This is a genomic window from Methylibium sp. (genome assembly GCF_013817365.1).
In the GTDB taxonomy this organism is placed as follows: Bacteria; Pseudomonadota; Gammaproteobacteria; order Burkholderiales; family Burkholderiaceae_C; genus Methylibium.
Map to the genome: position 1 here is coordinate 1 of NZ_JACDCU010000084.1, position 11,292 is coordinate 11,292.

At 68.5% G+C, this 11,292-nt stretch carries 12 protein-coding genes; 1 reads left to right on the forward strand and 11 read right to left on the reverse strand.

The window, feature by feature from the left end; all coding sequences use genetic code 11:
- From H0W38_RS07480 to H0W38_RS07515, 8 genes are all read right to left on the reverse strand, one after another.
- Positions 1-919 (reverse strand): FAD-dependent oxidoreductase (locus tag H0W38_RS07480; RefSeq protein WP_292452572.1); only part of this gene is annotated, 919 nt, incomplete at its 3' end.
- A 70-nt stretch (positions 920-989) separates the two neighbouring features.
- Positions 990-1,244: a sarcosine oxidase subunit delta gene (locus tag H0W38_RS07485; RefSeq protein ID WP_292452574.1), complete on the reverse strand. Its 255-nt coding sequence runs from the start codon at positions 1,242-1,244 to the stop codon at positions 990-992.
- A gap of 28 nt (positions 1,245-1,272) precedes the next feature.
- Positions 1,273-2,514 carry an FAD-dependent oxidoreductase gene (locus H0W38_RS07490; protein WP_292452576.1) on the reverse strand — a complete coding sequence of 414 codons (1,242 nt, stop codon included), beginning with the start codon at positions 2,512-2,514 and terminating at the stop codon, positions 1,273-1,275.
- Between the two features lie 295 nt (positions 2,515-2,809).
- On the reverse strand, positions 2,810-3,193 hold the full coding sequence (locus H0W38_RS07495; RefSeq protein WP_292452578.1) for a type II toxin-antitoxin system RelE/ParE family toxin: 384 nt from the start codon (positions 3,191-3,193) through the stop codon (positions 2,810-2,812).
- Entirely contained in the window at positions 3,186-3,512 is a 327-nt protein-coding gene (locus H0W38_RS07500; RefSeq protein ID WP_292452592.1) for a type II toxin-antitoxin system Phd/YefM family antitoxin, read from the reverse strand. Before H0W38_RS07500 ends, H0W38_RS07495 begins: the two co-directional genes overlap by 8 nt.
- A 103-nt stretch (positions 3,513-3,615) precedes the next feature.
- Complete coding sequence (gene narL, locus H0W38_RS07505) at positions 3,616-4,263, reverse strand: two-component system response regulator NarL (protein WP_292452580.1); 648 nt, start codon at positions 4,261-4,263, stop codon at positions 3,616-3,618.
- Between the two features lie 55 nt (positions 4,264-4,318).
- The gene (locus H0W38_RS07510; RefSeq protein ID WP_292452582.1) at positions 4,319-5,401 is read right to left on the reverse strand and encodes a PDDEXK nuclease domain-containing protein; all 1,083 of its coding nucleotides are present in this window, start codon (positions 5,399-5,401) and stop codon (positions 4,319-4,321) included.
- A 34-nt stretch (positions 5,402-5,435) separates the two neighbouring features.
- The gene (locus H0W38_RS07515) at positions 5,436-7,037 is read right to left on the reverse strand and encodes an ATP-binding protein (protein WP_292452584.1); all 1,602 of its coding nucleotides are present in this window, start codon (positions 7,035-7,037) and stop codon (positions 5,436-5,438) included.
- 2 nt (positions 7,038-7,039) lie between these two features.
- On the opposite strand from H0W38_RS07515, the gene H0W38_RS07520 reads away from it, so the two are divergent.
- The gene (locus H0W38_RS07520; protein WP_292452586.1) at positions 7,040-8,893 is read left to right on the forward strand and encodes a PAS domain-containing protein; all 1,854 of its coding nucleotides are present in this window, start codon (positions 7,040-7,042) and stop codon (positions 8,891-8,893) included.
- A 114-nt stretch (positions 8,894-9,007) separates the two neighbouring features.
- Here the strand turns inward: H0W38_RS07520 and H0W38_RS07525 are convergent, their stop codons facing one another.
- The 3 genes from H0W38_RS07525 to H0W38_RS07535 form a co-directional block, all read right to left on the reverse strand.
- A complete protein-coding gene (locus tag H0W38_RS07525) occupies positions 9,008-10,048 on the reverse strand; it encodes a DUF3445 domain-containing protein (RefSeq protein WP_292452588.1) in 1,041 nt (346 codons plus the stop codon).
- A 47-nt stretch (positions 10,049-10,095) separates the two neighbouring features.
- Positions 10,096-11,058, reverse strand: coding sequence for a PDR/VanB family oxidoreductase (locus H0W38_RS07530; RefSeq protein ID WP_292452589.1), 963 nt, complete (start codon positions 11,056-11,058; stop codon positions 10,096-10,098).
- The coding region (locus tag H0W38_RS07535) for a dimethylamine monooxygenase subunit DmmA family protein (RefSeq protein WP_292452590.1) at positions 11,055-11,292 on the reverse strand (238 nt) is incomplete at its 5' end. The genes H0W38_RS07535 and H0W38_RS07530, both read right to left, overlap by 4 nt.

The window sequence follows — 11,292 nt, forward strand, 5'->3', positions numbered from 1 at the left end:
GCACGACGGTGCGCCGGGCCGGCAGCACGGCATGCCGATAAATCAGCCGCTGCATCGCCGAGCCGAGCATCACGCCCGGCAGGTCGTTGTGGCGGAACACCGCCGGCTGCTCGAAGGCGCCGCTGGCAATGACCACCGCCTTGGCGCGCATTTTGGTGAGCTTGTCGGCATCGACCAATGGCAGCCACTGATCGGCGTAGTAGGCAGCCGCCGTGGTGCCGGTGAAAAGGCGGATGCTGACATGGGCCTGCACCGCGTCGAGCAGCCGACGCGTGTGCAGCCGGCGCTCCGCACTCTGGCCGAGCTGGAACAAGCCGCTGCCACCGCCCTGGCGGTTCTCGTCGACCACCACCACCCGCGCGCCGGCCTCGGCCGCGGCGAGCGCCGCGCTCAGACCCGACGGCCCGGCTCCTACCACCAGCACATCGCAGAAGTCGTAGCGCTTGGCGGTGCGCACATGCGGCGTGGCGAAGTCGAGCTTGCCCAGGCCGGTGGTGCGGCGGAACATGCGCTCCCACAGCGGGAACAAGCGCTTGCTGAGGAAGGCCTTGTAGTAGAAGCCGACCGGCAAGAACGCCGACAAGTGGTTGAGCACCCGCGCGCGGTCGTGCTCGAGCCCGCCGAAGGTGTTGACTGCCGAAAGCGCCATGCCTTCGCGCAGCGGCTCCACGTCGCCGCGCACGTTGAGGCGCTGGCCGTCCTGCAGCATCACGTTGACGTCGTGGTTGGCACACGAGAGCACGCCGCGCGGGCGGTGGTACTTGAAGCTGCGCCCGAGCGTGCGCTGGCCCGCGGCCCACAAGGCGCTGGCCACGGTGTCGCCGGCCAGGCCTTGATGGTCGCGACCTTCGAAGCTGAAGCGCAGCGGGCGGCTGCGGTCCAGCCACTCGTCGGGCTGCGGCGTGGCCAGACGGTTCATGAGTGCACCCTCGGCGCTGCGCGCCGTCCCTCCGAGAGGGAATTCGCCCCTTCGGGCGGCCGGGCGGGGCTCATGCCGGGTCCCCGGGCAGCCAGGTGCGGCTCACGTGGTCGGCCTCGGTGTCGCGCTGAGCGAGGAACCAGGTGTTCGACGGCGTGTGGCACCACCACTCGGTCTTGCTGCCGGGTGCGCCGTTGCGGTTGAACACGTAGTCGGCCCACTGGTCGTCGGTGCACATGTCGGGCGGCTCGGGGCGGATCTCGCCCCAGCACACGAACTCGGAGACGGGGCGGCTTCCGTTCACCGGGCAGGTCAGCAGCTTCATGAATGCAGGTCCTCGGAGGCGGTGCTCATCAATGGCCGACGCTGGCCGCGCCTTTTTCGCCGGTGAGGGCGTAGTTGCGGAAGCGGTCGAGCGAGAAGCCGGTGATGAGCGGGTGCGGCGAGTCGTTCGCGACGGTGTGCGCCATCGACTTGCCCGACACCGGCGTGGCCTTGAAGCCCCAGGTGCCCCAGCCGGCGTCGAGGTAGAAGCCTTCGACCGGTGTCTTGCCCATGATCGGCGCGAAGTCGGGTGTCATGTCTGCCATGCCGGCCCACTGGCGCACGACCTTGGCGTGCGAGAGGAAGGGGAACATGTCGAGCATGTGGGCCGAGAGGCCCTCCACGAAATCGAGCGTGGAGCGCGTCGATTGCACCTCGTAGGGATCGAGCGAGGCGCCCATCACCAACTCGCCGCGCGCGCTCTGGCTCACGTAGATGTGCAGGCTGCCGGAAACAAGGATCGGGTCGAGCCAGGGCTTCATCGGCTCGCTCACCATGGCCTGCAGCGGATGCACGTAGATCGGCGTGCGGATGCCGATCATGTCGGTCACCCGCGGCGTGGAGCCGGCCACGCAGCACAGCACCTTGGGCGTGGAGATGAAGCCGCGGCTGGTGTGCACGCCGGTGACCTTGCCGCCCTTGAGCTCGATGCCCTTCACGGCGGTCTGCTGGTGGATCTGCACGCCGCGCTGGTCTGCGCCGCGGCCGTAGCCCCAAGCCACGGCGTCGTGCCGCGCCACCGCGCCGGGCGCGTGGTACAGCGCGCCCATGATCGGCGCATGGCCGCCGCAGCTCAGGTCCATCTGCGGCGACGCGCGCTGCACGTCTTGCGCATCGACCACTTCGGAGTCGATGCCGAAGTGCTTGTTGACCTCGGCCCGCCAGCGCATGGTGCGCATGGCCGAGTCGGTGTGGGCCAGCGTGTAGTGGCCGCGCGTGGAATAGAAGAGGTTGAGGTCGAACTCGGTGGAGAGGTCTTTCCAGAGCTGCACCGAGGTGTCGTAGAACTTCACGCCCTCGGGCGTGAGGTAGTTCGAGCGGATGATGGTGGTGTTGCGCCCGGTGTTGCCCCCGCCGATGTAGCCCTTCTCGAGCACCGCCACGTTGGTGATGCCGTGGTCACGCGCCAGGTAGTAGGCCGCTGCGAGACCGTGGCCGCCGGCGCCGATGATGACCACGTCGTAGCTCGGCTCGAGCTTGGCGTGGCTCGTGAACATGCGCGGCTCCGGGTGCTTCTTGGAGACGGCGAATCTGAGCAGGCGCCACGGCATGGGGGGGTGTCCTCGATGACGAGAGTTCGAGACCGGGGGATGCGGTGTGGCGGCATTCGGTCTGCATCGGTAGAAGGGCCGTGGCCCGTCTGCGTGAACTCATCATCGAGCGGCCTGGCGGCTCGAACAATTCCTATGAGGGAGTACTCCCTTGGGGGTAGCTTGGGCGCTGCCTCACAGCGAGGACCGGGCTCGACTTCAACCCTCGCCAGCATGCGCGCCGTAAAACGCCGCTTCTGACCGGCGTCGCTTGCTCCAAGCGCTGCACCATGACCGACATCAGCGGATCCCTTCTTTAAGCACTCGGCCAGAGCCGCGCAAAGTCGAACGACAGTTGCCGGTGGTGGCGGATGGACAGCAAGTACACCGCCTCATCGGTTTCTGCCTCCGCATACAGGATCAGGTAGTCCCCGCTCAGGTACTCGCGCAGGGCGCTTGCGGCGCCTGCTGGCAGTGCGGCGAGCTGGGCCAATGCTTCAGCGGACTGCGGCGGTCGATCGAGGTAGCGACGGCCGATTCTGGGGAAGCGGCGCAGATTCGGGATGACCGTCGCCCGCAGTTCGTCGAGAAGCTTGTCGTAGGCGAAGGCCGCGCCGGCTTCCGTGAGAAAGGCTTCGATCGAGTCCAGCCGCTCCAGGAAGCTCGCGGTCAGCTCGACCCGGTAAAGATTTTCAGCCACGCTTTTTGGCGGGCTTGGCCGAGACCCTGGCGCCTGCACGGCGCTGCTGCAGCTTGGCGATGGCGGCGTCGGCATCTTGTGTGCGGCCGGCGGCGATGTCTTCCAGCCCGCGTCGGGCATCCTCGATCAGCAGCAGATGAATGCGCTCGCGTTCCAGCCGGTGGTAGTAGTCGAGCCGATCAGAGTCGATCAGGGCGACGTAGCTCTCACCGTTCTTGGTGATGATTTTTTCGGCGCCCGCCTTCACTTGGTCAGCCAGATCGGAGAGGTTGGCGCGTGCCTGGGTGAATGGCACGACGTCGCTCGCAGCAAAGCCCATGGTTGCTCCTTGATTGCAGAATTCTGTGCAGTGTAATGTGGATCCCGCCACCGACGTCTCTTCTTGATTGAGCATATGCGGCGCTCGACCTGCATGCCGCCCGCTACCCCTGCATCGCCTTGAACACCGGACTCTGCAACGCCCACACCGCCGCCTCCAGCCGACTCTTCAGATTCAGCTTGCGTAGCAGGTGCTTGATGTGCACCTTCACCGTCGCGTCCGAGATGCCGAGTTCCCGCGCGATCTCCTTGTTGCTCAGGCCGCGGGCGATGAGGCTCAGGATCTCGCGCTCGCGTTCGGTCAGGTCGATGCTCTGCGGCGTGCCGGGTGGCGCGGTGAGGGCGTGGGCCAGCAGGCCGGCCACGCTGCTGCCCAGCACCACGGCGCCGGCGGCAGCCTGCTGGAGTTGCAGGTACAGCTCCTCGGGCTCCATGTCCTTGAGCAGGTAGCCGTCGGCGCCGGCGCGCATGGCGGCCAGCACGTCGCGCTCGTCGTCCGACACGGTCAGGATGATGCAGCGCGCGCGCACGCCAGCGGCCTTGAGGGCGCGCACGGTGTCGATGCCGCCGAGCGGTTTCATGTTCAGGTCGACCAGGATCAGGTCGGGGTCGAGCTGCTGCGCCAGCGCCACGCCGCTGGCGCCGTCGCTCACGTCGCCGGCGAGCTCCAGCCCCTCGCCCGCCTGCACCAGTTGCGCCAGTCCCTTGCGGAACAGCGGGTGGTCGTCGATCAGCAGGATGCGCGTGTTCATGCGGGGGTCTCGTTTGCGGCGGGCGCGTCGATCCCTGGGTAGCGCCCAGCCGTCATCACGCCTCACCCTCAGCTGCGCCGCCCGCCTGGCCCGCACGGTTCTCCAGCCTCGCCTTCGACAGCGCCACCGCCTCGTGCAGCTTTTGCTCCAGCAATTGCCGTGGCGGCAGCCCGGTCAGGTATTCGGCCACATGGATGCCGGTCGCGTCGAGTTCCAGCAGTTCGATCTGCTCGCGCTTCTTGCCGGTGCACAGGATGATGCCGAGCGGCGGCGCTTCGCCGGGCTCTTGCTCGTGCTTGGCAAGCCAGCGCAGGTAGAGCTCCATCTGGCCCTTGTCGGCAGCCTTGAATTCGCCGAGCTTGAGCTCGATGGCCACCAGGCGCTTCAGGCGGCGGTTGTAGAGCAGCAGGTCGATGTAAAAGTCGTCGTTGTCGATCTGCAGCCGTTTCTGGCGGGCGACGAAGCTGAAGCCTGCGCCCATCTCGAGCAAGAAATTTTCCAGTTCGCGCAGGATCGCGTCTTCGAGGTCCTTTTCGAGGTAACGGTCGTGCAGGCCGAGGAAGTCGAGGATGTAGGGGTCCTTGAGCACGAGGTTCGGGCCCAATTCGTCCTGCTCGCGCAGGGCTGCGAGTTCTGCGCTCAGCAGCTCGTCGGCCTTGCGCGACAGTACGCTGCGCTCGAACAGCATCGAGTCGAGTCGGCCTTGCAAGGTGCGGGTGCTCCAGCCTTCGCTGCGGCACATCTGCAGATAGAACTCACGCTTGAGCGGGTCGTCGATGTAGATCAGGCTGCGCAGGTGCGTCCAGCTCAAATGTCTACTCAGCGCGTAGACAATCTCCTCGGCCTCGAACACCTCCGCGAAACGCAGCATGTGGCGCAGGTTCTTGGCTCCGAAGCCGTGCCCGTGTTCCGCTTCCAACTGCCGCGCCAAGGACACGACGATCTGCTCGCCGTAGCCGGCGCGTTCACCGCCCAGCACTTCGTTGCGGATGCGCTGTCCGATACGCCAATAGAGCATCGTCAAGGCCGCGTTGACTGTCGTCGCCAGCCCAGCTTTGGCCTCGACGATCAGGCGGCGAACGTCGCCGACCAGCTCGGTGCCCTGCGCGGCAAGCATGGGTGTCCTCTTGAGCGTCATGCCGTAGCTCCCACGGTTCTGAGGATGCGCGTGTTCATGCGGTCGTCTCGGGGTCGGGCGCGTCGATCGGAAAGCGCTGCGGCGCGAAGGCGAGGCGCACGCGCGTGCCGCCGCCTTCGCGCGGCTCGAGGCTCATTTCGCCGTGCAGCGAGCGCGCGCGTTCGCGCATGATGCTCAGGCCGTAGTGGCTGCTGGCACTGTTGCCACTGTCCAGGCCGCCGCCGTCGTCGTCGACGGTGACGACGAACTGGTGGCCGGCGCGGTAGCTCGCGCACACCCACACATGCTCGGCGCGGGCGTGGCGCACCGCGTTGGCGATGGCTTCACGCACCAGTTGCAGCACGTGGAACTCTTCGTTCACCTCGAGCTGGCATTTGCCCATCTGGTCGTCGAAGCTGATCTGCAGATCGCTGCGCTGGCTGAAGTCGGCAATGGCGTCCTGCACCGCCACGCGCAGCCCGCCCGGACCCATGCGCACGCGAAAGGCGGCGATCAGTTCGCGCACCTCGTGGTAAGCGGCCGAGAGCCCCTCGCGCAGTTCGGCCGCCGCCTGGCTCACCTGCGGCGAGGGCGTGCCTTCCTCCGCCAGCCCGGCCTGCAGGCGCGCGACCTGGATCTTCATGAAGGCGAGCGACTGCGCCAGCGAGTCGTGCAGCTCCGCGGCGATGGCGCCGCGCTCTTCCATGAGCGCCACGCGGCGCTCCTCCTGGCTGCGGCTCAGGCTGGAGATGGCCAGGCCGGCGAGTTGGGCGACGGTCTCGGCCAGCTGAGTCTGCGGCTCGTCGATGCGCGCCGTGTCGGCAAACTCGGCGATCAGCGTGCCCAGCGGCACGCCGTGGCGAGACAGCGGCACCACCAGGCTCTGGGCCGGGAACTCCGCGCTCGGCGGCACCACGCGCGCGCCCGTGTCGTGCGTGGCGGGCGCGGCCTGGGCAAGCCGCGCCATAAGTTTGGGCTCGCCGCGCGTGGCCACCACGGCAGCAGCGCCCAGCGCCTCGCGGGCGCCGCCGTGCAACTGCACGGCCACGGTCTGCGCGCCGAGCGCGGCCTCGAGCAGCCGCAGCGCCTGCAGCAGGCCGGCTTCTGAAACGTCGCCCTGGCCGAACATGCGCATGGCCTGATGCAGCGTGTGCAGGGCCACGGCGTTGCGGCGCAGCTGGGCGGCATCGAGCTGCTGCTGCCAGCGGTCTTCGGCTTGCAGGCCGGCCTGGCGTGCGGTGAGTTCGGCCAGGCTTTCGATCAACCGCTCGATCTCGTCGCGCCCGCGTTCCCGGGCAGAGGGGGTGCACAGTTCCAGCGCGCTTCGGGTGCGCCGCACCAGCACGTGATAACCCCGGTGGGCAATCAGCGCGGTGCCGGCAAGAATGAGCACGAAGGCCAGCCCCTGCAGGAGCAGCATGACTGCGGTGCGCCGCTCCAGCGTGAGATGCAGGGTTGCGGCGGCCTGGCAGGTCGCATCAACGCCGCGTGTGCTGCAGCGCTGCAGCAACTGGCTGACGCCGGCATCGAGCTGGCGCTGGTTTTCGATGCTGCCCCACAGGCTCAGGCCGGCGAGCAGCGCGCACAGCGCCAGCACCGCGGCCAGGGCCGCATACAAGGGATAACGCCCGCTCGGGCTGAACGACGAGACGATCACTGATGGCCCTCTATGCCTTTTCGGCCTGGCTGCTGAGTCTGTTCTTTGCCATCGTCATCGGATCATGGCATGGCGGTGCGGGCCTGATCGGCCTGCCTCTGGCCGTGGGCCTTGCCGGTCCGCTGCTGCTGCTGGGCCTGCTGCGGTTGGCGGGCGCGCCGTGGCGGCTTCGACGCCGGCCTGCGGCGCCGGCCGACCGGGAGCAGCTCCTGTGGGCCGGCTCGCTGGCCCAGAGCATCTCGACGCCCACGGTCACGGTGCAGGGCGCGGTGGTGCACGTGGCCAACCAGGCTTTCCTCACCCTGCTGGGTTTGCGCGACCGCAGCGACGAGGTGGTCGGCCTGCCCTTCACCAATCTGCTGCATCCGGTCGATCACGCGCTGTTCGCCAGCCTGACCACCGCCGCGGCGAGCGAGCATTCGTCCGGTGCCGAGGGCGTGCTGCGCCTGGTGCGCGCCGGCGGCAGCCTGGTCAAGGCCCATGCGAGCCTCTCGCGCCTGCCCTCGGGCGGCCTGCTGATCCAGCTCGGCGCGCAGCAGGCGGGAAGCGACGCGCGCCGCGTGGTCGAAGACTCGCTGTCGGTGGTGTTCGATCAGCTCGATCTGCTGCTCTTCAAGACCGATGCGCAGGGTGCCATCGTCTACGTGAACCGCGCCTGGGAGCGGCTCACCGGCCGCACGGTGGCGCGCAGCGCAGGCGCCAAGCTCTGCTCGGTGGTCCACCCCGACGACCGCGCCGGCGCCGAGGCCGCGTTGCTCGCCATCGGCCGCGGCCAGCTCGACCATCTGGATTCCGAGCTGCGTCTGGTGGCGGCCGACGGCAGCGTCAACTGGGTGCTGCTCAGCGCGCGCTCCTGCACCCTGCCCGACGGCGACCTGATCGGCATGGTCGGTACGATGAGCGAGGTGACGCGCCGCAAGCGCGTGGAAGAGGGCCTGGGCTCGACGCGCCGCTACCTCAACACCCTGCTGGCCAATGTGCCGGGCATGGTCTACCGCGGCCGCAACGACCGCGACTGGACGATGGATTTCGTGAGCGACGGCTGCCTCGAGCTCACCGGCTACGAACCCTTCGATCTGGTCGACAACCACCGCCTGGCCTACGGCAGTCTGATCGATCCGCTCGACCGCGACTACGTCTGGGCGCAGGTGCAGACCCAGCTCGCGCTGCACGAGCCGTACCAGATTTCTTACCGCATCACCGACGCCCACGGCTGTCAGCGCTGGGTCTGGGAGCAGGGCCGCGGCGTGTTCTCGGCGCAGGGCGAGTTCCTCGCGGTCGAGGGTTTCATCACCGACGCCAGCCAGCAGCAAGGCAGCGAGCAGCGCGCGAGCTGGTTCGAGGCGCGCGCAGGTCTGGTGGACCGCGCCGTGTTCGAACGCCTCGCCGAGCATGTGCTGCAGCATGCGAAGTTGCACGGCTACCCGTGTGCGCTGCTGTGGCTCGATCTGGGCGCCCGGCCCGGCGTTTCGGCGACCGCGCCCGCCGCTGACGAGGCACTGCTCGAACTGGCCAGCCGCTTCGGCGCCGTGCGCGGGCCGGGCGCGGCCGTCGCCTACCTCGGCAACTGGCAGTTCAGCGTGTTGATGACCGACTTTTACGAAGGCAGCGGGGGCACGCTGCCGGCGGCCGGCGAGGTCATTGCGGCGGCTTCGCGCAGTGCCGAACGACTGCTGCGCTCGCTCGCTGCGCCCCTGCGCCGCGGCGAGATCGAGGAGCGCGTGCCGGTCGCCTGCGGCATCGCCATCGGCGCGGCGCGCTACGGCAACGTCGAGGCCATGCTGGAGGCCGCACGCAAGGCGGCGCAGCAGGCTGCCTCGCTCGGACCGGGCCGCTGCGAGGTGGCTGACGAGTGATGCGGGCAACCCCTCACCCCAACCCTCTTCCCGGCGTACCGGGCAGAGGGAGCTTTTGCCTTGCTCCCTCTCCCGCGTGCGGGAGAGGGTCGGGGTGAGGGTTGCGGCGGCACCTCACTCCGGCTGCGTGCCGAGCGCGAGTGCCCGGCCGTCGTCATGCGCGGCCAGCCACTGCAGCACCGCCGGCCTGTAGCGCGTCAACCCCTTGTACTCGACCAGCTCCGGCGGCAGCGAGCCGAGCACGCGGTGCAGCCGCATGGCCCAGCGCGGGTAGGTCGCGAGATCCTCCAGGCTCGCCAGGTAGCAGCGAATGCCGAACAGCATGGCGTTGCTGCGCGGCAGCCTGAACAGGGTCTGCAGCTCGACCCGAAGATGGGCCTTGTGGCCGGCGTTGTCGGGCGTCACGCTGGCGCGGTCCTGGCCCCATTCGGGGTAGGTTTCGGGCGAAGTGTCCAGACGCGGGTTGATGGTCATGGTCCAGTTCAGGCGCCTCACCGGGCGGCCTTGCTGCAGCATCAACAGGTACTTGAGCACGCGCTCGAAAATGCCCATGCCGTGCGCCAGCGGCACCGGCGCATGCCATTCCATGAAGTTCATGCCGAGGTCGAAGCTGAGCGACCAGTCGGCCTGCGAGGTGACCATGCCGGCGTCGGCGAACAGATTGCCCTCACGCTGGTCCATGATGACGAAGTCGCCCTGGCCCTGACGGGTGATGTATTCGAAGGGCGGATGCGGCAAGGTCGAAGCGTCGCCGAACACGAAGGACTGGCGGATGCCCAGCGGCCGGTTGCCCCAGGTCCAGCGATCGCCGTTGCGCAGCAGTGTGAAGTGCTGGGGATAGTCGCGCGCCAGCGCCGTCATCATCAGCTCGAGCGTGTCCCACTCGGCGTCGAGCATGTGCGGCAGCGACTGGCAACGAGCCGGGTCGCGCTCGAGCGTGAGGCGCCGGTCCTGGCATTCGCTGATGTAGTGCTCGTCGATGTCGAAGGCATGTTCTAAAACCGAACCGACCGCACCGCCCGCATGCGGCTCGGTGTTGATCGAGTACATGTAGCTGTCTTGCGCGAACGGAAACGGAAAGCGCCGGATCGCCTCCGGCGAATTGCGGTAGCTGAAATCGTCGCGAAAGGATTCGGTCTTGAAGGCGATGGCCATGGCGTGCGCTGCTTTCGCTGCAGTCCTTGCGAGGGTAGGTCGTTCGATCAGAGCTTGAGGACCACGCAGCCGCGGTCCAGGCGCGACACGCAGGGCATCAGCTTGCGGCCGGCGGCGCGGTCCTCACGGCTCAGGCAGAGGTCGTGGTGGATCAAGGTTCCCGTGGTGTCCAGCACCTCCAGCTCGCACTGGCCGCAGGCGCCGCCGCGGCACAGCGAGGGTGCTTCGATGCCTTGCTGCTCGATCGCCTCGAGCAGCGACAGATCGGCCGGCACCGTGAAGCGCTTCTTGCTCAGCGCCAGCTCCACTTCGAAGGGCAGGCCATGGGGCGGCGCGAGGAACTGCTCGCTGTGCAGGTGGCTGGCCGGCCAGCCCTGGCGCGCGCCGGCCTGCATGCAGTCTTCGACCATGCCTTGCGGCCCGCAGATGTAGAGGTGGCTGCCGAGCGACTGGCGGGCCAGCAGCGCGTCGAAGTCGAGCCGGCCGGAGCGCTCGCTGTCGTGCAGATTCAGGCGCCCGCCGGCGAGCGGCTCGAGTTCGTCGCTGAACACGGCGTTGTCGACGCCGCGGCAGGCGTAGTGCACCTCGAAGGAGGCGCCGAGCCGGGCCAGCTCGCGCGCCATCGACAGGATGGGCGTGATGCCGATGCCGCCGGCCACCAACACGTGGTGGCGTGCGGTGCGCACCAGCGCAAAAAGATTGAGCGGCGCCGACAACTCGAGCCGCAGCCCCGGCCGCGCCTCGTCATGCAGCCAGGCCGAGCCGCCACGCGAAGGCTGCTGGCGGCGCACGGCGATGCGCCAGCGGTCGCGCTGTGCCGGGTCGCCGAGCAGCGAATAGGCATTGCGCTGCGTGCGCGCGCCGAGCGGCAGCCCGACGACGACATGGCTTCCGGCGGAGTAGACCGGGAACTCGCGACCCTCGCCCGGCACCAGGGTGAACTCGCGCACATCGGCCGCCAGCTCGCGGACCTTGTAAATCAGCGCTGGCATCGTCGCCTGAGCGCTCATGGATACACCTCCTGGACTGCAGGCCGCTGACCCGGCGCCTCGGCATCGACCTGGAAGCCCATGTAGGCGCCGAGCCGGCGCGAGAAGTGGTCGCGCACGAAGAGCGCGCGGCCGCAGCCTTCGCAATCGACCACGTTGGTCGAGACGCGCCGCGTCACGCTGCGGCAGTGCACGCAGAACACCGGCCGCGCCAGCGTGGCCGTGCGCTGGCGACGCACCGCCTCGACCCCCATG